Raw genomic sequence first — 22429 nt, forward strand, 5'->3', positions numbered from 1 at the left:
CGAGAGTCAATGGACGGCAATCCGCCGCGATCAGGCGACGGTGCTGACGACGCGAGAGGTACCCGTTCCCGGACTAGGCTGAGCCCCATGGCGGCTGGCGCGACGATGCACACGTTTGAAGTCGAGTTGGCCGACACGGATCGCGGCGTCTACGAGACGTTCACACTGCGCGCGGCGCGGCATCCGTCAGAGACCGAGGCGTACCTCGTGACGCGCGTGCTCGCCTACTGTCTCGAGCACGAAGAGGGCATCGCCTTCAGCGAGGGCATCTCGGCGACCGACGCCCCGGCGGTGCTGGTGCGTGACCTGAGCGGGAAGCTGCTCGCCTGGATCGAGGTCGGCGCACCGGATGCCGCGCGGCTTCACACGGGCAGCAAGGCTGCCGAGCGCACGACGATCTACACGCACCGCGACCCGGCCAAGGTGCTCGCGCAATGGGCAGGGGCGAGGATCCACCGCGCCGCCGAGATCGTGCTGCACAGCTTCGATCCCGGGTTCATCGATTCAGCGGTGGCCAAGATGGAGCGCCGCAACACGATCACGCTCACCGTCACGGAGCGGCAGCTCTACCTGGAGCTGAACGGCGTGCACCTCTCATCGGCGGTGCACGACCACCCGATCAGCTAGCGGGAGGGGGCCAAGGGCAGGACCCGGACCACCGAGGTGGTCCGGGCCGTGCTGCCTTTTCGCGGCAACGCTAGAGGGCTGCCCCGATCGCCACGAACGCCATGGAGAGCACGAACAAGATGCCGACCAGCGGGAGGACGAACCGCAAGTACTGGTCATAGCGCACCTTGGCCAGTGCCAGGCCACCCATCACGACCGCCGAGGTGGGGGTGATCAGGTTCACCAGCCCCGAGGCCGACTGGTAGGCCGTGATGACCATGGCCCGCTCGACACCGGCGAAGTCCGCGAGCGGCGCCAGGATCGGCATCGCCAGGGCCGCATGGCCCGACGTCGACGGGACGAGGAACGCGAGCGGGATGTTGATGAGGAACATCCCCGCACCGAACAGCGCGTTGGAGCTGCCGTCCACCAGGTTCTCCATCGAGTGGAGGATCGTGCCGGTGATCTCCGCGTTGTTCATGATCACGGTGACGCCGCGAGCCAGCACGATGATCAGGCCGACCCCGATGAAGTCACCTGCGCCGTGAACGATCGTGTCGGTCAGGCCCTTCTCCCCGAGGCCGCCGATGAGGCCGACCACGAGAGCCATCACCAAGAACAGGGCGGCGAGCTCAGGGAAGTACCAGTCCAGCTGCCAGCCGAAGCTCTCGGCGGCCGGGCCGTTGATGACCTGGGCCCACGGGACGATCGCGAAGATCATGAAGGCGAAAGTCAGACCGACGATCGAGAGCACTGTCTTCTCGCGTCCGGTCAGCGGGTCCGCGGCCCGGACGCCCTGGGCACGGAGCTCGACGTCGCCCTCGACCGCGCCGACGCGGGAGGACGCAGGGTCCGCGTGCACCTTCCTGGCGTAGCGGACGACCCACCACACGCCGACGGGCACGAGCACCAGATACATGAGGAACCGGAAGCCGATGCCGTCGCCGATCGAGATGCCGGCCGCGTCGGAGGCGACGCCGGTGGCGAAGGGGTTCACGGTGGACGCCAGCACACCGATGCCGGCACCGACCAGGATGGTGGCTGCGGCCACCATGCGGTCATAGCCCAGAGCGAGCATCAGCGGGATCAGCAGGCCGTAGAAGCCGAGCGTCTCCTCCGCCATGCCCTCCGTGGTGCCGCCGATCGAGAACAGCACCATGAGCACGGCGATCAGGATCGTCCCTCGTCCGCTCATCCGGGTCGCGATGCGAGCGACCCCGTTGTCGATCGCTCCTGTCCGCATCGCCATCGTGATGAAGATGCCGATCGCGAGGACGAACAGGAAGACTCCGGCCGCGCCGTACAGCTCGCCGGTCTCGTACGGGCCGATGTAGCCGTCTGCGTTCATCACTCCGTAGAGACCGTTGATCGGAGCCATGAAGAGCTCCATCAAGCGGTCGCCGAAGGAGAGCCCACCGTCCGTGCCGGCGTAGCTGCCGGGGACGGGTGCGCCGGTCTCCGCGTTGGTCGCGTACTTGCCGGTCGGGACGATGAAGGCGAGCGCCCACACCGCGATGGTGACTCCGAACAGCACGGTGAAGGCGCTCGGGAAACGGAAGGGCTCCTTCGTGCCTGTCCCCTTCTCCGGCGCGCCTCGTGACGTGGACGGAGAGGTGTTGGTCTTGAAGGCCACGACGGCCCCCCTCTCGTGAAAAGGCGAAGTGCCTTGGTCTCAAGGAACCAGTGCCGGATGCATGGAGAGACCTGTCCGGAGACCTGTCTCGTCAGGACTTTCGACTCTCGGTCCGGCCGCACCTCCGGCGGCACGCTGGCGGGGCATCACCGATGAGCACCTGATGAGAGAAGAACAGATGACACTGCACGTTGACTCGGAGGTCGGCCGACTGCGACAGGCGATCCTGCACCGCCCGGACCTCGAGCTGAAGCGACTCACGCCCACGAACCACGACGAGTACCTCTTCGACGACGTGCTGTGGGTCAAGCACGCCAAGCAGGAGCACGACGCGTTCGCCGAGGCTCTCCGCGACCAGGGCGTCCACGTCCACCTCCTCGACGAGCTGCTGACCGAGACGGTCGCGATCCCCGAGGCGCGTCAGTACATCCTCGAGCGGACGTTCGACGAGCGCGTCTACGGCCCGATGGCCCTGGATGCCCTGCACAGCGCCTTCAGCGGCATGGACGACGCGGAGCTGACGACGTACCTGATCGGTGGCATGACCAAGCGCGAGCTGCTCGAGCGCACACCCGAGCCGGCGTCGGTGCGCATCCAGTCACTGGACCTGGACGAGCTGCTCCTCCCGCCGCTCCCCAACCATCTCTTCACGCGGGACACCTCGGCCTGGGTCTTCGACGGCGTCTCCATCAACGCGATGCGCAAGCGCGCCCGGATGCGCGAGACGATCCACTACGAGGCGATCTACCAGTGGCACCCGGCCCTCGCCGCGGAGGACTTCCGCGTCTGGGGCGAGGGCTCGGCCAACGGGATGGCCACGACCGAGGGTGGCGACATCCTGGTGCTCGGCCGTGGAGCCGTGCTGATCGGCATGAGCGAGCGCACCACACCCCAGGGCGTCGAGCGCCTCGCCATCAAGCTGTTCGAGGCAGGCAGCGCGAGCAAGATCGTCGCCCTGTCGATGCCGCAGAAGCGTGCGTTCATGCACCTCGACACCGTCATGACGATGGTCAACGAGGACACGTTCACCAAGTACGTCGGCCTCGGAATGCTTCCGTCGTACACGATCGAGCCGGGCGACACCGAGAAGGAGCTGAAGGTGACGCCGCACCCCGCTGAGGGGATGCACGACGCCATCGCCTCCGCCCTGGGGATCTCGTCGATCAACGTGCTCACCGCGACCCAGGACGTTCACGCCGCGGAGCGCGAGCAGTGGGACGACGGCTGCAACGTGCTGGCCGTCCGGCCGGGTGTCGTCGTCGCCTACGAGCGCAACGTCACCACCAACACCTACCTCCGCAAGAACGGCGTCGAGGTGATCACCATCCAAGGCAACGAGCTCGGACGCGGCCGTGGCGGCCCTCGCTGCATGACCTGCCCCATCGAGCGAGAAGGAATCTGACCGTCATGGCCTACAACCTGCGCAACCGCAGCTTCGTCAAGGAGATCGACTTCACTCCCCAGGAGTGGAAGTTCCTCCTGAATCTCGCCGCCGAGCTCAAGGTGGCCAAGTACGCCGGCTCCGAGCAGCCGCGGTTGAGCGGCAAGAACATCGCCCTCATCTTCGAGAAGACCTCGACCCGCACCAGGTGCGCCTTCGAGGTCGCCGCATTCGATCAGGGCGCCCGGGTCACCTACCTGGACCCCGCCGGGTCGCAGATCGGCCACAAGGAGTCCATGGAGGACACCGCCCAAGTCCTAGGTCGCATGTACGACGGCATCCAGTACCGAGGCTCCGCCCAGACCAACGTCGAGACCTTGGCGGCGTACGCCGGCGTGCCGGTGTGGAACGGCCTGACCGACGAGTGGCACCCGACCCAGACGCTCTGCGACATGCTCACCATGCGCGAGCACGCCGGCAAGCACGACGAGGACATCGCCTTCGCCTACCTCGGCGACGCCCGCAACAACGTCGGCAACTCGCTGCTCATCGCCGGCGCCATGATGGGCATGGATGTGCGCATCGTCGCCCCACGATCCCTGTGGAACCACGACGACGTGCTGACCAAGGCCCAGGAGATCGCCGAGATCACGGGCGCCCGGATCACCCAGACCGAGGATGTGCAGACCGGCGTCGCGGGAGTCGACTTCCTCTACACCGACGTCTGGGTCTCGATGGGTGAGCCCGCCGAGACCTGGCTGGATCGCATCGAGGTGCTCAAGCCCTACCAGGTCAATATGGACGTCGTGAAGGCGACCGGCAACCCCAAGGTCAAGTTCATGCACTGCCTCCCGGGCTTCCACGACCGGCACACCAAGGTCGGCGAGGACCTCTTCCAGAAGACCGGCATGGACGCCCTCGAGGTGACCGACGACGTCTTCCGGTCCCGTCACTCGATCGTCTTCGACCAAGCCGAGAACCGGATGCACACCATCAAGGCCGTCCTCGTCGCCACTCTGGGGAGCTGAGGTGCGGATCGTCGTCGCGCTGGGCGGCAACGCGCTGCTCCAGCGCGGGCAGAAGCCGGACGCGGAGATCCAGGAGGCGAACGTCGACCGGGCGGCCGCAGCGCTGGCCGGCATCGCCGAGCACCACGAGCTCGTGATCACCCACGGCAACGGTCCGCAGGTCGGCGTTCTGGCGCTCCAGAGCGCCTCAGATCCGCACCTGACCACGCCGTACCCCTTCGACGTCCTAGGGGCGCAGACCCAGGGGATGATCGGCTACTGGTTGCTGCAGTCCCTGCAGAACCATGTGCCGAACCGTCAGGTCGCCGCCATCATCAACCAGACCCTGGTCGAGGCCGCTGACCCAGCCTTCGCCGACCCGACCAAGTTCGTCGGGGAGGTCTACACCGAGGCCGAAGCGTCGAGCCTGGCGACTGAGCGCGGTTGGGTGGTGAAGGCCGACGGCGCCGGCTGGCGCCGCGTCGTCGGATCACCGCGGCCGCAGCGCGTCGTCGAGACGCGGCTCATCCGCCTCCTGCTCGAGAGCGGCGCCGTCGTGGTCTGCGCCGGCGGGGGCGGCGTGCCGGTGATCCGCGACGAAGCAGGACTGCTGCGTGGCGTCGAAGCCGTCGTCGACAAGGACCTCACCAGCGCGGTCCTGGCCGAGGCACTCGATGCCGACGTGCTCATGGTCCTGACCGACGTGCCTGCCGTCATGGAGCACTTCGGCACGGTCGACCAGCGCCCGATCCACCGGGCGACTCCTGCCGAGCTCCGCGCTCTCAACCCGCCGGCCGGCTCCATGGGACCGAAGGTCGATGCGGTGTGCCGCTTCGTCGAGCTGACGGGTGGGACTGCCGCGATCGGCTCCCTCGACGACGTCGAGGCGATGCTGGGTGGAGAGGCCGGGACGATCATCACTCCGAGCGGCCGCTATGACGGTGAGGATGTGGCGCAGCGCGTGCCGAGTCGGCTTCGGATCGCGGCAGGCTGAGCCGACGAGCGCCAGCGCCGTCACGACTCTGCGTCGGTCCCTTGTCGAGGGCATGACAAAAGCCCCCGACCTGCGTCTTCGCAGGTCAGGGGCCAACAGGGAGCCGCCTGTCAGAATCGAACTGACGACCTAGTCATTACGAGTGACTCGCTCTACCGACTGAGCTAAGGCGGCGTGCTGCCCGGCGCAGTCAGGACCTGCCGGGCAACCCGGGGAAGTATACGGAGCACTCCCGCGGAGCGCGAAACCGGCACGACACCCGGGCGGCAGAGGCCCGGAGCGAGGCTCAGGCGGCGACGGCCTCGCGGTGGCGGCGCCCGGCCGCCTTGCCGGTGACCTGGCTCTGCGGAGCGTCGCACCAGCAGACGAAGTCCACGGTGACGCCCTCGGCGGAGTTGCGGATCCCGGTGACCTGGCTCGGGAAGATCAGGTAGCGGGTGGAGCATGCGGTGCAGGTGTGCGCGAACATTCGAGGACCCTCCCTCAGAGGACAGACGACGGTGACACCACCAAGTCTGCGTCGGGACAAGGCAAAGGGGTAGCCTCTCTTTCCTTCTGGTCCTCAAGGAGAAACCTATGCTTTCGTTGCATCAGCTCCGCTGCTTCCTCGCGACCTACGAGCACGGCTCGCTGACCGCGGCCGCCGAGGAGCTCGGCTACGCCCAGCCGAGCGTGTCCGAGCAGATCCGCGGGCTCGAGAAGACCCTGGGGGTCAGCCTGTTCCGCCGGGTCGGTCGCGGCGTCGTGCCGACCACGGTGGCCGACACGCTCCGCCCGCACGCCGAGCGCACCATCGCGGCGGCGGAGGAGACGCGGCTCGCCGCCCAGCGCGTACGACGGCTCGAGACCGGCACCATCCGCTTCGGGATGTTCGGCGTGGCCCGCCTCTACGCCGGGGCCGGCCTGGTGGCCGACGTGCTCGCGCGTCACCCCGGCGTGCGCGTGGAGCTGGTCGGGCAGAACTCGACCGAGGTGCAGGAGGACCTGCGCCGCGGGCGGCTCGAGGCGGCGATGATCGCGATCCCCAACGTGACCAGCGAGGGGATGGACGTGATCCCGGTGGCGCGCGACGAGCTCGTCTACATCAGCTCCGACCCCGAGCGTCTCAGCTCACCGGTGACCGCGGCGCGGCTGGGCAAGGCCTCGCTGGTCATGCCCGACACGACCTTCCGCGCCGACGACTCCGTGCGGATCATCCTGCGCCGGATGCTGCACGAGACCGGGCTCAACCCGCAGACCCGGATCGAGGTCGAGGACCCCGAGATCGCCGTCGAGCTGGTCGGGATGGGGCTGGCCGACTCCGTCATCCCCCGGGGCGCGGCCGAGCAGCTGCTCCCCCGTCTGGCACCCAACGCCGGCTTCGTGTCGCTGCGCCCACGGCAGTGGGACTACTTCGCGATCGTGCACCGCTCGGGCGCCACGCTGTCGCCGGCCGCCCAGCTGATGATCGAGCTCGCCACCGCGAGGATCCAGGCCATCGCCGAACCGCTCTAGGACGCGCGGGCCCTCAGCACTCCTTGCCGTCCTCGGGCACGGTGCCGTCGATCAGGTAGGCCTCGATGGTGGAGTCGATGCACTCGTTGTCGGAGTTGTAGGCGGTGTGGCCGTCGCCGTCGCGGGAGAGCAGCACGCCGGAGGCCAGCTCGTCGGCGAGCCCGACCGCCCACTCGTAGGGCGTGGCCGGGTCACGCGTGGTGCCGACGACGAGGATCGGGGCGGCGCCCTCGCCGCGGATGTCGAGCGCCGGCTCGGAGGACTCGACCTGGATGCCGCCGCAGTTGACCAGCCCCCAGGCGAAGAGGCGCCCGAAGGTCGGGGAGGCCTCCTCGAAGTCCGGCACCTGCGCCTCGACCTGGTCGGGCGCGATGGCGTAGGGGTCGTCGAGGCAGTTGATGGCGTAGATCGCCTCGGTGCTGTTGTCGAGGTACTGCCCGTTCTGCCGCGACGCGTAGGCGTCGGCCAGCAGCATCAGCGTGGTGCCGTCGCCGTTGAGGGCGGTGGAGAGGCCCTGGCTGAGGAGATACCAGTAGTCGCGGTTGTAGAGCGGGGTGACGACGCCGTAGAACGCGCTGCCGACGCTGAGCTCGCGCCCGTCGGAGGTCGGCAGGGGCTGGGCGTCGATGTCGTCGAGCAGCCCCTTGATGGTGGCCAGCCCCTCGTCGACGGAGTCGCCCAGGAAGCAGCTGTCGGTCTCGGCGACGCAGTTGTCGACGAAGGCCCGCAGGGCCACCTCGAAGCCACCGGCCTGTCCCAGGCTCTGCTCGCGCGAGGGCAGCGCCACGTCGACGGCCCCGTCGAGGACCAGGCGGCCGACCTTTGCGGGGAAGAGCTCGGCGTAGGTCGCGCCGAGCTTGGTGCCGTAGGAGGCGCCGAAGTAGGTGAGCGTCGACTCGCCCAGCGCAGCACGGAGCACGTCCATGTCGCGGGCGGCCTCGGCCGTCGTCACGTGCCCGACCAGGGCGTCGCTGTTGGCCACGCAGCCTTCGAAGAAGGACCGCAGTCCGTCGGTCAGCTCCTGCTCCTCCCCCGCGTCGTCAGGGTCGGGGTCGAGCGCGAGGAAGGTGGTCATGTCGTCGTCGGAGAGGCAGTCGACCGGGTCGGAGGCGCCTGTGCCGCGGGGGTCGAAGCCGACCACGTCGAAGTGCTCGCGGATCGGCGCGCGGAACACGTCGTCGGCCGCCTCGGCGTAGGCCACCCCGGAGGCGCCGGGGCCACCCGGGTTGACGACCATCGAGCCGATGCGGGCGTCAGGGTCGGTGGCGGGCACCTTGACCAGGGCCAGCCCGATCGTCTCGCCGCCGGCGTCGCGATAGTCGATCGGCACCTCGAGGGTGCCGCACTGGTTGTCGCCGCAGTCCTCCCACGCGATGGTCTGGGAGTAGAAGCGAGCGAGGTCGGGGCTCGGCGGCTCCTGGGAGCCCTCGGCGGGCGGGGTCGAGACCACCACAGCCGGCCCGGACGAGCCCGAGGAGCCCCCCTCGGAGTCGTTGCCGAGCAGGACGGACAGCCCGGTCAGGACGCTGCCCCCGACCAGCGCGACCACCAGCAGGACGATGATCACGATGCGGGTCGTGCGGCTCACCTGTTGCTCCCCTCGGGCACCTTCAGTGCCACCATCATGGAGTCCAGAGCCAAGGCGATCGGCACGTTGAACTCGAGCATCTGCTCGCGGGCCTCGAAGATCCAGCCGATCCGGCGCAGGTTGAGCTCGGGCGTCGAGGTCGCGGCGACCTTCTCGATGTCACCGCGGATCTCCTCGTTGACCAGCGCGCCGGTCGCCCGCACGGCGACGGCGATCGCGTCGCGGTAGACCGAGACCAGGTCCATCAGCCCGCGGTCGACGACGTCGAGGTGCCGACGCTTGGCGCGGGTCTTCTGGGCCTTGTCGAGCGCGGCCAGCGCCGGGGCGTACTCCCGGGGGCGTCGACCCCGCTCCACCACGCCGTAGGAGGTGTCGAGGTCCTTCTTCTCCAGCGCGTCGAGCTCGCTGGTGATCGCGTCGGCCTCCTCCTTGGTCACCTCCACGAGGTTGGCCGAGGCCGTCATGCAGGCACCGAGGCTGGTCAGGCGGGCCGGCAGCGACACGATCTCGCGGCGCCGGTTGCGGGTGGCCTCGTCGCGCGCGAGCGCGCGGGCCCGGCCGATGTGGCCCTGGCTGGCCCGTGCGGCGTAGGAGGCAAGCGCCTCGTTGACCCCGTCGACCCGCGTGAGGAAGCCCGCCACCTCGGGCGTCGTCGGCGTGGCCAGCGTCACGAGGCGGCAGCGCGAGCGGATCGTGGGCAGGACGTCCTCGACGGTCGGCGCGCAGAGCATCCACAAGGTGCGGTCGGTCGGCTCCTCGATCGCCTTGAGCAGCGCGTTGCACGCCTGGTCGGTGAGCCGGTCGGCGTCCTCGACGATCATGATCTGCCAGCGCCGTCCGGCAGGGGCGAGAGCGGAGCGGCGCACGAGGTCGCGGACCTCGTCGACGCCGATCGACAGCTTCTGGGTGCGGATGACCGACACGTCGGCGTGGGTGCCGCCGAGGACGGTGTGGCACTCGTGGCAGACCCCGCACCCGCCCTGCTCGCACTCGAGCGCGGCCGCGAAGGCGATCGCGGCGTTGGAGCGGCCGGAGCCCGGCGGACCGGTGAAGAGCCAGGCGTGGCTCATGCCGTGGCCGGCCACGGCGGTCGAGAGCGCCTTGACCGTGTGCTGCTGCCCGACCAACTGGTCCCAGACCGTCATCGCACGGCCTGCGCGAGGAGAGGCTCGAGTCGAGACCGTACGGCGCCCGCGAGGTCGTCGATCGAGCCGCGCGCATCGAGCACGAGGTAGTGCCCGGGATCGGCCTGGGCCATCGCGAGGAAGGCTGCGCGCACACGCTGGTGGAAGTCGAGCGACTCCCCCTCGATGCGGTCACGCCCCTCGAAGCGGCTCAACCCCGCGGCCGGCTCGAGGTCGAGCACGACGGTCAGGTGGGGGCGCAGGTCGCGGGTCGCCCAGCGAGCCACCTGCTCGACCTCGTCGACGGCCAGCGCACGACCGGCCCCCTGGTAGGCCAGCGTGGAGTCGACGTAGCGGTCGGTGATCACGACCGCCCCGCGGTCGAGCGCGGGCTGCACGAGGGTCTCGACGTGCTCGGCCTTGTCGGCGGCATAGAGCAGCACCTCGGTGCGGTCGGCGAGCGCGCCGGTCTCGGGGCTCAGCACGATGCGGCGCAGCTCCTGGCCGACCGGGGTGTCACCCGGCTCGAAGGTCAGCACGACGTCGTGGCCGCGCTCCTCGAGCCACGTCCGCAGCAGGCGCGACTGCGTCGACTTGCCCGATCCCTCGCCGCCCTCGAAGCACACGAAGACCCCGGTCGAGGTGTAGACGCCGCCGCTGCTCACGCGCCGAACCTACGAGACGACGCCGACAGCGGGAAGTGCGGGGCGGGGTGCGGGGCAGCCGTGGCCCGTTTCATCAAGGTATGCAGACGGAGCGGCACCTCCCACGATGGAGCGGCGAGCCGGCCGACAGGCGTAGGGCTCGTCGTACTTCCCACGGCGACACGCCACCCCCCACGGGGTGCACGCCATGGGAAGTGGCGTTTCGTCGACATACCTTGATGAAGCGACCCAGCCAGCACCCCGACCTCAGGCCTTCTTCGCCGCAGCCTTCTTCGTGGTCTTCTTGGCCGCCGTCTTCTTGGTGGCAGCCTTCTTCGTGGTGGTCTTCTTCGCAGCAGCCTTCTTGGCGGGCGCCTTCTTGGCTGCGCCCTTCTTGGCCGCCTTCTTCGCCGGACCCCGCTCGCGGCGGTCGGCGAGCAGCTCGGCGGCGCGGGCGAGGGTGATGGCCTCGACCGAGTCGTCCTTGCGCAGGGTGGCGTTGTATTCACCGTCGGTGACGTATTCACCGAAGCGGCCCGACTTCACCACGACCGGCTGGCCGGAGACGGGGTCGTTGCCGAGCTCCTTGAGCGGCGGGGCTGCGGCGGCACGGCCACGCTGCTTGGGCTGGGCGTAGATCTTGAGCGCCTCGTCGAGCCCGATGGTGAGCAGCTGGTCCTCGGAGGTGAGCGACCGGGAGTCGGTGCCCTTCTTGAGGTAGGGCCCGTAGCGGCCGTTCTGCGCGGTGATCTCCTCGCCGTCCTCGGCCTCGCCGACGACGCGCGGGAGCGAGAGCAGCTTGAGGGCGTCCTCGAGCGAGATCGTGTCGAGCGACATCGACTTGAAGAGCGAGCCCGTGCGGGGCTTGTCGTTCTTCTTGGCGTCCTCGGGCAGCAGCTCGGTGACGTAGGGGCCGTAGCGGCCGTTCTTGGCCACGACCTGCAGTCCCGTCTCGGGGTGCACGCCGAGCTGGATCTCCTCGCCGGCCGGGTTGGCGAAGAGCTCGACGGCCTTCTCCATGGTCAGCTCGTCGGGCGGCAGGTCGTCGGGCACGTTGGCCCGCTTGCCGACCGGGTTGCCCTCGTCGTCGGGACCCTCGAGGTAGGGCCCGTAGCGACCCACGCGCAGGTTGATCCCCAGCTCGGGGTCGCCGATCGGGAAGGTCGCGAGCTCACGGGCGTCGATGTCGCCGAGCTCGTGGACCAGGTCGTAGAGGCCCTTGACGTTGTCGGAGCCGTAGTAGAACTCGCCGAGCTCGGAGACCCGGTCCTTGCGGCCGCCGGCGATGTCGTCGAGCACGTCCTCCATCTCGGCGGTGAACTCGTAGGACACCTGCCGGGTGAAGTGCTCCTCCAGCAGCCGGATCACCGAGAAGGCGAGCCAGGCCGGGACCAGAGCGGTGCCCTTCTTGTAGACGTAGCCGCGGTTGAGGATGGTGCCGATGATCGCGGCGTACGTCGACGGGCGACCGATCTCGCGCTCCTCGAGCTCCTTGATCAGGGTGGCCTCGGTGTAGCGCGCGGGCGGCTTGGTCTCGTGGCCGGTGGCCGAGACCGACGCGGCCGAGACGGAGTCGCCCTCCTCGAGCGCCGGGAGGCGGGTCTCCTGGTCGTCCTTGGCCGCCCCCTCGTCGGTGCCCTCGACGTAGGCCTTGAGGAACCCGTGGAAGGTGATGACGCGACCGCTGGCGGAGAACACGACGTCCTCGCCGGCGGCGGACGTGCCGCCGAGGCGCACGGAGACCGACTGGCCGACCGCGTCCTTCATCTGCGAGGCGACGGTGCGCATCCAGATCAGCTCGTAGAGGCGGAACTGGTCGCCGGTCAGGCCGGTCTGCGCCGGGGTGCGGAAGGACTCGCCGGCGGGACGGATCGCCTCGTGGGCCTCCTGCGCGTTCTTGACCTTGGAGGCGTAGACGCGGGGGCTGTCGGGCAGGTAGTCGGCGCCGTAGAGCTCGCGCACCTGCGAGCGGGCGGCCTCGACCGCGCCGCCCGACAGCGTGGTCGAGTCGGTGCGCATGTAGGTGATGAAGCCGTTCTCGTAGAGCCGCTGCGCGACCGACATCGCGACCGACGCGCTCATGCCGAGCTTGCGGCTGGCCTCCTGCTGCAGCGTCGTCGTGCGGAACGGCGCGTAGGGAGAGCGCTTGTAGGGCTTGGCCTCGACCGAGCGGACGTCGTACGTCGAGTCCTGCAGGCTGGAGACGAGGGCCTCGGCGCGCGTGCGGTCGACGTGGACGACCTTGGACGCGTCCTTCAGCAGACCGTCCTGGCCGAAGTCGGAGCCGCGGGCGACGCGGGTGCCGTCGAGGGAGTGCAGCTTGGCGGGGAACATCCGCTGGTCGTGCTTGCTGCCGGCGTCGAAGGTGGCCTCGAGGTCCCAGTAGGACGCGAGGCGGAACTTCATCCGCTCCCGCTCCTTGTCGACGACCAGGCGGGTGGCGACGGACTGCACGCGGCCGGCGGAGAGGCCGGACATGACCTTCTTCCACAGGACCGGGGAGACCTCGTAGCCGTAGAGGCGGTCGAGGATGCGACGCGCCTCCTGGGCCTCGACGAGGTCGTCGTTGATCTGGCGCGGGTTCTCCACCGCAGTGAGGATCGCGGCCTTGGTGATCTCGTGGAAGACCATCCGGTGCACGGGGATGCCCTTGGGCTTCAGCTCGTCGAGGAGGTGCCAGGCGATGGCCTCTCCCTCGCGGTCCTCATCGGTGGCGAGGTAGAGCTCGTCGGCGTCCTTGAGCAGGCCCTTGAGCTTGGAGATGTGCGACTTCTTGTCGCGTGGCACGACGTAGTAGGGCGTGAAGCCGTTCTCCACGTCGACCGCCAGCCGACCCCAGGGCTTGTCCTTGATCTTGGCCGGGGTGTCGGCAGCGTTGTTGGGCAGGTCGCGGATGTGTCCGATGGAGGACTCCACGACATAGCCGTCACCGAGGTAGCCGCCGATGGTGCGGGCCTTCGCCGGGGACTCGACGATCACCAACTTGTGTGCCACTGCGTTGCCATTTCCTTACTGCTGCGAGAGGAGTGAGCGGGGAGGACAAGGGCTCACGGCCGATCACGGTAGCGCGTGCTGTCCAGCGCCCCGACTTCCGACGGCCCCGGCGGACCTGTGGAGGAAGCCCGTGCACTGTCCGCGCGGCGTGTCACCGTGAGGTCCTCGATCCCTGACCGCCCCTGCTCGGAGGTGCTCCCGATGTACGACGACCCGCACGACCGCTACTCCCTCGACCCTGACTGGCACGACCGGTTGCGCCACCTGGTGCTGGTCGACGGCCGCCTCGTCGACACCTGGACCGAGCCGATCGAGGGCACCCGGTGGGAGGTCCACGCCCGCCGCTTCGACGAGGCGCAACGACGCGCTGCTCCGCCCGCACCCCCGGAGCCACCGCCCTACGAGCGGGCACTGCTCTGGCTGGAGGACGCGTGCGGTGGCCGCGACGCCGTCCTGGCGCTGGACGCCGCGCCGCTCGACGACACCGACGGCCCGGGCGAGCCCGAGGCGCACGACCCCGCCGACCGGGAGCGCCTGGCCCACACGACCGAGCTCCTCGACGGTGTCGCCGCGACCGTGCTGAGCAACGCGCTCGGTCCAGCGCGAGCCGATGAGCTCGGCATCGCCCTGCGCCGGGCGCTGAGGCTGGTCTGGCAGGCGCGCCCCGACGTCGTACGCCGCCCGCGCTCGCCGCAGCACCTCGCCGGCACGCTGTGCTGGGTCGTCGGCAAGGCCAACGGGGTCTTCGGGCAGCAGGGCCCGGTGCGGATGCGGGACGTGCGCGAGGCGCTCGACCTCGGCGCTCAGCTCGGGACCGACCACGCCGTGGTCGAGGACGCGCTGTGGGGCCTGCGTCCGCGCCACCGCGTGTGGTTCCGCCCCTCGGGGCTGCCCGACCTCGTGCTGACCGGGCACGCCGACCTGCTGTCCTCCGACGTGCGGGTCCACCTGGTGCGGATCCGCGACCAGGCCCTCGAGGCGCAGGCCGCGCACGCGGCCTGAGCGTTCTACCGTGGACGGTAGAATCGGAATCGTGCCGACGCTCAACATCAAGGACCCCGAGGTCTACCGGCTCGCCGCCGCGCTCGCCGCCCGGCGCGGGACGTCGATGACGGGCGCGGTGCGCCAAGCACTGGAGGAGGCGGCCGAGCGGGATCGCCGGGAGCGCGACGGCCTGGCCGAGCGGCTGCTCGCCTGGGGCCGGCACACCCAGGCGCTGTCCGACGATCCGGTGCTGACCGACGACGACCTCTACGACGAGCGCGGGCTGCCGCGGTGATCCTCGACTCCTCGGCCATCGTGGCGATCGTGCAGGGTGAGCCCGAGGCCAGGCTCTTCGCCCGCCTCATCGAAGGGGCGAGCACGCTGCAGATCGCGGCACCCACCTTCGTGGAGACGGCGGTCGTCCTCGGCCGGGGACGACGTGAGGGAGTGGACGACCTGCTCACGGGCTTCGGCGTCGAGGTCGTGCCCTTCACGCTCGAGCACGCCGAAGCCGCACGCGTCGCCTACGCCCGCTACGGCAAGGGCTCCGGCTCCCCGGCCCGGCTCAACCTGGGCGACTGCTTCTCCTACGCCCTGGCGACGGTGAGCGGCCAGCCGCTGCTCTTCAAGGGGGACGACTTCACCCACACCGACGTGGTCGCGGCGGCGCCCCCGAGCTGACGGGTCACTCGACCTCGAGGAACCCCTCGCTCACCATCTCGCGGGCGACCGGCAGGTAGGCGTCACGCACCATGTCGGGCTCGGCGTCGGTCAGCGTCGCGACCGCCTCGAGGATCTGGCCCAGGCTGAGCTCGCCGTCACTGGCACCGACCATCGCGGCCTCGATGGTGTCGGCCTGGCGCGCCCGGCGGAAGCCGCGCTGCTGGCGCAGCACGATCGTCTCGGGGTCCTCGGCGCCGGCCGGCCCCGCCGTCTCCTGACGTACGTCGGGGCGCGCGACCAGGTGCGTGTCCAGGTCGACCTCGACGCGGACCGCCTCGCCCCACGCGTGGATGGCGGGCGCGATCGGCTGCTCGACGTCGTAGGGCCACTCGAGGAAGTCGCTGACCACCTCGACGGCACCGACCTCCGAGCCCGTCGCGCGCAGGTTGATCCACCCGAAGCCGATGCCCTCCACGCCCTGCTCCTCGAACCACGAGAGCCAGGTGTCGTAGCGGCGCAGGTAGTCGGGCGTGCCGTGCAGACCCGCGTCCTTGAGCCACAGCTCGACGTAGACCGCCGGGTCGACGACCTCGCGCTGCACGACCAGCGCGTCGCAGTCGCCGACCAGCCACTCGGCCAGCCGCTCGTCCCACGCCCGCCCCTCGGCGATGACCCAGTTGGCCAGGACCTGGCACCAGCCGCCCTCGGCGAGGTGGTCGGGCGCGGCCCGCACGATGTCCTCCACCACGCGATCGCCGGGCAGCCCGGAGTCGCGGTAGACCAGCCGCTCGCCCGTGCCCGGCGAGATCACGAACGGCGGGTTGGTCGCGATCAGGTCGAAGCGCTCGCCCGCCACGGGCTGGAAGTAGGAGCCGTCACGCACGTCGACCCGGTCGGCCACGCCGTTGAGCGCGGCGTTGAAGCGGGTGAGCCGCAGCGCGCGCTGGTTGACGTCGGTGGCCACGACCCGGTCGGCATGACCCGCGAGGTGCAGCGCCTGCACGCCGCAGCCGGTGCCGAGGTCGAGTGCACGGCCCACCGGCTCACGGATCGTCAGCTGCGCCAACGACGTGGAGGCCGAGCTGATCCCGAGCACGTGGTCCGTCCCTACCCGCTGCGGTCCGCCGTCGAGGCCCGGGGTCAGGTCGCTGACGACCCAGAAGGCCTCGTCGTCCGTCGCGTAGGGCCGGATGTCCAAGCGGGCGGCCACCTCGCTGACCGACTGCTCGACCAGGCCCTCCGCGGTCAGCCGGTCGAGCAGCCCCGGCAGGGCCGCCTCGGCGTCGGCGACCGGCACGGGGGTCTGGAGCAGGAAGAGGCGCGCCAGCGTCTCGACGGCGCTGCCTCCCGTCGTACGACGGCGGGCCGGGGTGGTCTCGTTGCGCATGAGCGCGGCGTGCCCCTCGGGCCCCAGGACGTCGGCGACGCCGTCGTAGGTGAAGCCGGCCTGCTGGAGGGCGGCGCGGAGCCGGACCGGGAGGTCGGAGGCAGCGGGGGCGACTGAGGCAGAAGGGGTCACGGACCGAGGTTAGGGCCCCGGTCGACGCGGGCGAGCGGCATGGCCCGATCGGGTGGCCACCCCCACCCGTTCGAGCCAGGCGACGACGCCCGCTCGGGCGTACTAGCACTTTCGGGCACCCCGATCCGCGCGATCTCCTGCACGGCAGACAGAGCGCTCCTAGCATCCAGTGAGGGAGAACACACGTGCGACCTGGGACGGGCCCTGGGGCGCCCTATGGGGAGGGAAACCCAATGCATCGTCTCAAGCGCGCCTTCGGAGCGGCCGTGGCCACCAGCGTCCTCGCCTCGGGGGCCGGCATCGCGACCGCCGCCACCGCCGCCACCGCTGCTGCTCCGCAGCCCACGCAGGAGCAGAAGATCCTGCTCGGTCTCCTGGAGGCCCTGAACCTGCCGGTGCTCTCCGGCGTCCCCGGCGTCGGGTCACTCATCACGTTGACGGATCCGGTCTGGACTGTCGGAGGGATCATCAACCCCCTGGTCACCAACACATACACGTGGATGAGCAACGGCATCCCGATCCCCGGCGCACCGAGCCTCCCGACCTACACGCCGACCGCAGATGATGCCGGCACCCAGATCACCGCGCTGGTCACCGGCTCGCTCCTCGGCATCCTGCCGGTCTCGGTGCTCACCGACGCGCTCAACATCCCGCTGCCCGCGGGTGGCGGTGGGGGCGGCGGCACGCCCGATCCGACCGCGCTCATCGCAACCGTGCTCCCGCTTCTCTCCGGCGTCCCGGTGGTGGGGAGCATCCTCGCGATGCTGCCTGTCGAGTGGAACCTGCCCGGTGTCACGACGACCATCCAGTGGTTCAGCAACAGCATCCCCATCCCCGGAGCGACCGGAGCGACACTGCCCCTCACCGACGCGCTCGCAGGATCTGACGTCAGTGCCGTCGTGACCGGCTTCGTCGCCGGCCTCCCGTTGGTCTCGGTCATCACCGATTCCCTCGGCATCTCCCCCGCCGAGCCCGACGCCGTCACCGCCACCGCCGCTCCGACCGTCACCGGTCCCGGCAAGGTCGGGACGACCCTGACCGGCACCGACCCGACGTGGAGCACGGAGAACGTCGCCACGACCTACCAGTGGCTGCGCAACAGCGTCGTGATCCCCGGCGCCACCCAGAAGACCTACCTGCTGGTCGGTGAGGACTTCGGCAAGCAGATCGCGCTGAAGACCACCGGCACCAAGAACGGCGTCACCGGCACGGCCTCGAGCTCCCCGGTGCTGGCCAAGCTCGGTGACGCGCTGACCGCGACGGTCAGCCCGTCGCTCAGCGGCAACGCCGCCCCCGGCAACCTGCTGACCGTCCAGCCCGGCACGTGGGCCGGCACGCCGACGCCGACCTTCGGCTACCAGTGGTATGTCAACGGTGCGCCGATCAGCGGCGCCAACGCGTCGACGTACGTCGTCAAGGCGACCGACGCGGGCCGCAACCTCGCCGTCCTGGTCACCGCCAACCGCACCGGCTACTCCCCGGGCACGGCACCCACCGCGGCCGTGAGCGTCGCCAAGGTCGCGTCGCGCACCAAGCTGGCCCTGCCCAAGAAGAAGGTCGCCCAGGGCAAGGCCGGGCTGCTCAAGATCACCCTCGCCGCCACCGGCCTCAAGGTCGCCGGCAAGGTGACGGTCTTCGACGGCAAGAGGAAGCTGAAGACCTACACGGTCCGCAGCGCCGACAACGGCACGCGCACGGTCACGCTGCCCAAGCTCAAGCCCGGCAAGCACGCGCTGACCGCGGTGTTCGGCGGCAGCGTCGCCACCACTGCGTCACGGTCGGCCAAGGTCGTGCTGACGGTGCTCAAGAAGAAGAGGTAGCTCCCGCGCCGCCCACGGGCGCCGCACCGGGCTCGGCCCGGGGCGGCGCCCCCGGCACGTGGTAGTAGGCCGTCAGCGGACGGCCGGCCTCGAAGAGCTCGACCGCGCCGCGGTAGATGCCGTGGCGCAGCTCGGCCTCGTAGCCCTTCAGGCTCGGGCAGCCGACCTCGCGAGCGTGCGCCAGCTCGGCCTCGACGTCGTAGGGCACCCGCACGAACGCGATCGAGAAGGCCGCCGGCTCGAGGCTGTCAGGGACTCCCTCGAGGATGACGTAGAGCGGGGTGGGGTCGCCCATGCAGTTGCCCACGCTGCCGGTGTTGAAGAGCGTGCGGCGCTCGAGCTGGGTCTCGTAGAACGGGTCGTGCGAGTCGGCGTAGCCCACCACGTCGGGCACCGGCCCGTCGCCGACCGCCGCGATCGTCGCCTCGGTGTTGGCGAACTGGCCGAGGAACTCCGCCTCGTCGTGCACGTAGCGCACGCGCCGGTGCACCGTCTCCGACGAGGCGTGCATCAGCCGGATCCGGCGACCGCTCATCGTGAGGTCGTGGCAGAACGGCAGCGAGCGCAGCCACTCCCCCTGGCCCTCGCCGAGCTGCCCGGACCACCAGCGCAGCGCGGCGTCGTCGTAGTCGCGGTGCGGGTCGGGCAGGAAGTCGTCCCAGTTGCCCAGCACGTTGACCTCGCAGCGCTCCTGGCACAGCTCGACCACCTCGCGCCCGCGCGGGCCCTTGCCGACGTAGTCGCCGAGGTTGAAGATCCGGCTGATCCCGCGGGCGTCGATGTCGGCGAGCACCGCCTCCAGCGCGGTGAGGTTGCCGTGCACGTCCGAGATCAGCGCGATGCGCTCCACTGCTCCGCTCATGGGTCCATCCAAACATCGTCGGAGAAGCGGCAGGCCCGCCCGGTCGGGACCGGGCGGGCCTGGGTGCTGCTGGGTGCTGCGGTGGGTCAGACGATCGGCGTGGGCCTCGTGGGGTCCGTGACGACCGGCTGCGTGGGCGTCGGTGCCGGCGGGGTGCCGGCGTCGTCGCCCATGACCGACTCGCGCTGCTTGGAGATGTAGACGGCACCGACGATGACCGCGGTCGCGACGAGCGCGATCAGGATCCGTACGACGTCGTTCTCGTCCTCGCCGACGCTCAGCGAGACCACGGCGCCGACGATCAGCAGCGACACCAGGTTCATCACCTTGATGAGCGGGTTGATCGCGGGACCGGCGGTGTCCTTGAACGGGTCGCCGACGGTGTCACCGATGATGGTGGCCTCGTGCGCCGCCGAGCCCTTGCCGCCGTGGTGACCGTCCTCCACGAGCTTCTTGGAGTTGTCCCAGGCGCCACCCGCGTTGGCGAGGAAGACCGCCATCAGGGTGCCGGTGCCGATGGCCCCGGCGAGGAAGCCGGCCAGCGCCGTGACGCCGAGGCCGAAGCCGACCGCGATCGGCGCCAGCACCGCCAGGATGCCCGGCGTGGTGAGCTCGCGCAGGGAGTCCTTGGTGACGATGTCGACGACCTTGCCGTACTCCGGGCGACCGGTGCCCTCCATGATCCCGGGGATCTCGCGGAACTGGCGGCGCACCTCGTAGACCACGGCACCCGCGGCACGTGCCACGGCGTTGATGGCCAGGCCCGAAAAGAGGAACACGACGGCCGAGCCGAGCAGCACGCCCACGAGCACGGACGGGTCGAACACGAAGAACCCGGTGAGCTCGTCGAGCGCGTCGGCCTCGTCGAGCGACTCGATGGCCGAGGTGGCGTAGGAGCCGAACAGCGCCGTGGCCGCGAGCACCGCGGTCGCGATCGCGATGCCCTTGGTGACGGCCTTGGTGGTGTTGCCCACCGCGTCGAGCTCGGTGAGGATCTGCGCACCCTCGGGGCTGACGTCGCCGGACATCTCCGCGACGCCCTGGGCGTTGTCGGAGACGGGCCCGAAGGTGTCCATGGCGACGATGACGCCGACGGTGGTGAGCAGGCCGCAGCCCGCGAGCGCCACGGCGAAGAGCGACACCGTGAGCGACGCGCCGCCGAGGAGGAACGCCCCGAACACCGCGGTGCCGATGACCAGCGTGGTGTAGACGGCCGACTCGAAGCCGACCGAGAGGCCGGACAGGATGACCGTGGCCGCGCCGGTGAGCGAGGACTTGCCGACGTCCTTGACCGGCTTGTACTCGGTGCCGGTGAAGTAGCCGGTCAGGGCCAGGATGCCGGCGGCCATGACGATGCCGAGGACCACGGCCACCGACGCGATGAGCGCGGGGTTGCCCTCCGGGGCTCCCGAGATCAGCTCGAGGGTGTTGGTGCCGAGGCCCTCGAAGTCGGCGAAGCTGGTCGGCAGGTAGACGAACGACAGGAGCACGCACGCCACCGCGGAGATGCCGGCGGAGAGGTAGAACGCCTTGTTGATCGTGGTGAGGCCGCTCTCGCCGACCTTGGGTCGGGTCAGGTAGACGCCCGCGACGGCCGTGAGCGCGCCGATGGCCGGGATGAGCAGGGGGTAGACGAGGCCCTTGTCGCCGAACGCCTGCGACCCGAGGATGAGCGCGGCGACCAGCGTGACGGCGTACGACTCGAAGAGGTCGGCCGCCATGCCGGCGCAGTCACCGACGTTGTCGCCCACGTTGTCGGCGATGGTCGCTGCGTTGCGCGGGTCGTCCTCGGGGATGCCCTGCTCGACCTTGCCGACGAGGTCGGCGCCGACGTCGGCGGCCTTGGTGAAGATGCCGCCGCCGACCCGCATGAACATGGCGAGCAGCGCGGCACCGAAGCCGAAGCCCTCGAGGACGTCGGGTGCCTGGTCCCGGAAGAGCAGGACGACGATGCTGGCGCCCAGCAGGCCGAGGCCCACGGTGAGCATGCCGACCATCGCGCCGGTGCGCAGGCCGATCGTCATGGCCGGCTCGCGGCCACCGGGCTCGTTGGCCGCCGCGGCGACCCGGACGTTGGCTCGCACGGCGAGGTTCATCCCGAGGTAGCCGACGGCGGCGGAGAAGCCGGCCCCGGCCAGGAAGAAGATCGAGCGGCCGATCCGGACCGACATCTCGTCCGCGGGGAGCGCCAGCAGGGCGAAGAACGCGATGGCGGCGAAGATCGCCAGCGTCCTGAACTGCCGCGTCAGGTAGGCGTTGGCGCCCTCCTGGATGGCTTGGGCGATGTTCTGCATGTTGGCGGTGCCTTCACCGGCAGCAAGGACTTCCTGGCGGAACATGAACGCCATCGCGAGCGCGCCGAGCGCGATCAGGGCGACGACGATGACCAGGACGAGATTGCCGCCGGAGAGGTCCACGACAGCGGGAGTGATCCCGGCCATGTGCGTCCTCCTGCGAGATGAGAGCGAGCCAGAGTGTGGCTCAGGTCACGGAACGAGCCGGAGTCTACGCACGCCAGGCGCCCGGCACGGCAGGAGGTGTGACGCACGCCACGTCGGCGTGTCGCTGGACGCGGGCATGGCGGAGCGCCCGGCACCTGACGGTGACGGGCGGCGAGGGGGCGCTCAGGCCAGGGCGGCCTCGGCCGACTCGTGGATCACGAACACCTTGGCGAGACCGGTGATCCGGAAGATCTTGAGCAGCCGGTCCTGGTTGCAGATGAGCTGCAGCGAGCCGTCGTGCGCGCGCACCTTCTTGAGCCCACCGACCAGGACACCGAGGCCCGTCGAGTCGAGGAACTCCACGGCCTCCATGTCGATCACCAGGTCGTAGACGCCCTCGGCGACCAGCTCGGTGATGCGGTCACGCAGCTTGGGCGCCGTGTAGACGTCGATCTCCCCGCCGACGGCCACGATGGTGCGACCACCGACCTCGCGCGTGTCAAGAGTCAGGTCCACGTTCTCTCCCATGAGGCGGTCATCAGTTCCGAGGTCCAGGCTCCCACCGCACACCTGGACTGGAATATGAAACCACGCCCGCTGCTCACCTGCACAAAGAAGTAAAGAGTACGGCGCGGCACCGGGGTTTCAGACCGGCTCTCAGCGGGTCCGCGCGGA

The 22429-nt window shown here is 70.1% G+C and carries 19 protein-coding genes and 1 tRNA gene; 9 read left to right on the forward strand and 11 right to left on the reverse strand.

Annotated features, from left to right (window positions below; genetic code table 11):
* The first annotated feature begins 87 nt into the window (after positions 1 to 87).
* A complete protein-coding gene (locus tag AAG827_RS04080) occupies positions 88 to 627 on the forward strand; it encodes a YaeQ family protein (RefSeq protein WP_341924536.1) in 540 nt (179 codons plus the stop codon).
* 70 nt (positions 628 to 697) lie between these two features.
* Here AAG827_RS04080 and AAG827_RS04085 read toward each other — a convergent pair whose 3' ends face one another.
* A complete protein-coding gene (locus AAG827_RS04085; RefSeq protein ID WP_341924537.1) occupies positions 698 to 2239 on the reverse strand; it encodes a YfcC family protein in 1542 nt (513 codons plus the stop codon).
* A 178-nt stretch (positions 2240 to 2417) separates the two neighbouring features.
* On the opposite strand from AAG827_RS04085, the gene AAG827_RS04090 reads away from it, so the two are divergent.
* From AAG827_RS04090 to arcC, 3 genes are read left to right on the forward strand one after another with little or no spacing between them, the layout of a single operon-like run.
* Complete coding sequence (locus tag AAG827_RS04090; protein WP_341924538.1) at positions 2418 to 3641, forward strand: arginine deiminase; 1224 nt, start codon at positions 2418 to 2420, stop codon at positions 3639 to 3641.
* A gap of 5 nt (positions 3642 to 3646) precedes the next feature.
* Positions 3647 to 4648: an ornithine carbamoyltransferase gene (gene argF / locus AAG827_RS04095; protein ID WP_341924539.1), complete on the forward strand. Its 1002-nt coding sequence runs from the start codon at positions 3647 to 3649 to the stop codon at positions 4646 to 4648.
* Between the two features lies 1 nt (position 4649).
* Entirely contained in the window at positions 4650 to 5621 is a 972-nt protein-coding gene (gene arcC / locus AAG827_RS04100) for a carbamate kinase (RefSeq protein WP_341924540.1), read from the forward strand.
* A gap of 101 nt (positions 5622 to 5722) precedes the next feature.
* Here arcC and AAG827_RS04105 read toward each other — a convergent pair.
* A tRNA-Thr gene (locus tag AAG827_RS04105) sits at positions 5723 to 5795 on the reverse strand.
* A 112-nt stretch (positions 5796 to 5907) separates the two neighbouring features.
* Entirely contained in the window at positions 5908 to 6090 is a 183-nt protein-coding gene (locus AAG827_RS04110) for a hypothetical protein (RefSeq protein ID WP_341924541.1), read from the reverse strand.
* A gap of 107 nt (positions 6091 to 6197) precedes the next feature.
* Here AAG827_RS04110 and AAG827_RS04115 point away from each other — a divergent pair, with 107 nt between their 5' ends.
* Positions 6198 to 7115 carry a LysR family transcriptional regulator gene (locus AAG827_RS04115; RefSeq protein ID WP_341924542.1) on the forward strand — a complete coding sequence of 306 codons (918 nt, stop codon included), beginning with the start codon at positions 6198 to 6200 and terminating at the stop codon, positions 7113 to 7115.
* A gap of 13 nt (positions 7116 to 7128) precedes the next feature.
* On the opposite strand, the gene AAG827_RS04120 is transcribed toward AAG827_RS04115, so the two are convergent.
* The 4 genes from AAG827_RS04120 to topA all read right to left on the reverse strand — a co-directional run bounded on the left by AAG827_RS04120 (position 7129) and on the right by topA (position 13465).
* The gene (locus AAG827_RS04120; protein ID WP_341924543.1) at positions 7129 to 8703 is read right to left on the reverse strand and encodes an alpha/beta hydrolase; all 1575 of its coding nucleotides are present in this window, start codon (positions 8701 to 8703) and stop codon (positions 7129 to 7131) included.
* Positions 8700 to 9848: a DNA polymerase III subunit delta' gene (locus AAG827_RS04125; RefSeq protein WP_341924545.1), complete on the reverse strand. Its 1149-nt coding sequence runs from the start codon at positions 9846 to 9848 to the stop codon at positions 8700 to 8702. Before AAG827_RS04125 ends, AAG827_RS04120 begins: the two co-directional genes overlap by 4 nt.
* The gene (tmk, locus tag AAG827_RS04130) at positions 9845 to 10492 is read right to left on the reverse strand and encodes a dTMP kinase (RefSeq protein ID WP_341924546.1); all 648 of its coding nucleotides are present in this window, start codon (positions 10490 to 10492) and stop codon (positions 9845 to 9847) included. The genes AAG827_RS04125 and tmk overlap by 4 nt, the downstream gene beginning before the upstream one ends.
* A 246-nt stretch (positions 10493 to 10738) precedes the next feature.
* Complete coding sequence (gene topA / locus AAG827_RS04135) at positions 10739 to 13465, reverse strand: type I DNA topoisomerase (RefSeq protein WP_341924547.1); 2727 nt, start codon at positions 13463 to 13465, stop codon at positions 10739 to 10741.
* A gap of 201 nt (positions 13466 to 13666) precedes the next feature.
* Between topA and AAG827_RS04140 the strand changes: the two genes are divergently transcribed.
* From AAG827_RS04140 to AAG827_RS04150, 3 genes are read left to right on the forward strand one after another with little or no spacing between them, the layout of a single operon-like run.
* Positions 13667 to 14467 (forward strand): hypothetical protein, encoded by an 801-nt coding sequence (locus tag AAG827_RS04140; protein ID WP_341924548.1) that lies wholly within the window; start codon positions 13667 to 13669, stop codon positions 14465 to 14467.
* A 31-nt stretch (positions 14468 to 14498) separates the two neighbouring features.
* A complete protein-coding gene (locus tag AAG827_RS04145) occupies positions 14499 to 14744 on the forward strand; it encodes a type II toxin-antitoxin system VapB family antitoxin (protein WP_341924549.1) in 246 nt (81 codons plus the stop codon).
* On the forward strand, positions 14741 to 15130 hold the full coding sequence (locus AAG827_RS04150; protein WP_341924550.1) for a type II toxin-antitoxin system VapC family toxin: 390 nt from the start codon (positions 14741 to 14743) through the stop codon (positions 15128 to 15130). The genes AAG827_RS04145 and AAG827_RS04150 overlap by 4 nt, the downstream gene beginning before the upstream one ends.
* Positions 15131 to 15134: 4 nt before the next feature.
* Here the strand turns inward: AAG827_RS04150 and AAG827_RS04155 are convergent, their stop codons facing one another.
* The gene (locus tag AAG827_RS04155; protein ID WP_341924551.1) at positions 15135 to 16631 is read right to left on the reverse strand and encodes a methyltransferase; all 1497 of its coding nucleotides are present in this window, start codon (positions 16629 to 16631) and stop codon (positions 15135 to 15137) included.
* A 233-nt stretch (positions 16632 to 16864) separates the two neighbouring features.
* Between AAG827_RS04155 and AAG827_RS04160 the strand changes: the two genes are divergently transcribed.
* Complete coding sequence (locus AAG827_RS04160; RefSeq protein ID WP_341924553.1) at positions 16865 to 18451, forward strand: Ig-like domain repeat protein; 1587 nt, start codon at positions 16865 to 16867, stop codon at positions 18449 to 18451.
* Here AAG827_RS04160 and AAG827_RS04165 read toward each other — a convergent pair.
* The 3 genes from AAG827_RS04165 to AAG827_RS04175 form a co-directional block, all read right to left on the reverse strand.
* Positions 18435 to 19313, reverse strand: a complete 879-nt coding sequence (locus AAG827_RS04165) for a metallophosphoesterase family protein (protein WP_341924554.1) — start codon at positions 19311 to 19313, stop codon at positions 18435 to 18437. The genes AAG827_RS04160 and AAG827_RS04165 overlap by 17 nt on opposite strands.
* 86 nt (positions 19314 to 19399) lie before the next feature.
* Positions 19400 to 21754, reverse strand: a complete 2355-nt coding sequence (locus tag AAG827_RS04170) for a sodium-translocating pyrophosphatase (protein ID WP_341924555.1) — start codon at positions 21752 to 21754, stop codon at positions 19400 to 19402.
* A 183-nt stretch (positions 21755 to 21937) separates the two neighbouring features.
* On the reverse strand, positions 21938 to 22270 hold the full coding sequence (locus AAG827_RS04175) for an STAS domain-containing protein (RefSeq protein ID WP_091111217.1): 333 nt from the start codon (positions 22268 to 22270) through the stop codon (positions 21938 to 21940).
* Positions 22271 to 22429 lie beyond the last annotated feature (159 nt).

Source organism: Nocardioides psychrotolerans (genome assembly GCF_943371775.1).
Lineage (GTDB): Bacteria > Actinomycetota > Actinomycetes > Propionibacteriales > Nocardioidaceae > Nocardioides > Nocardioides psychrotolerans_A.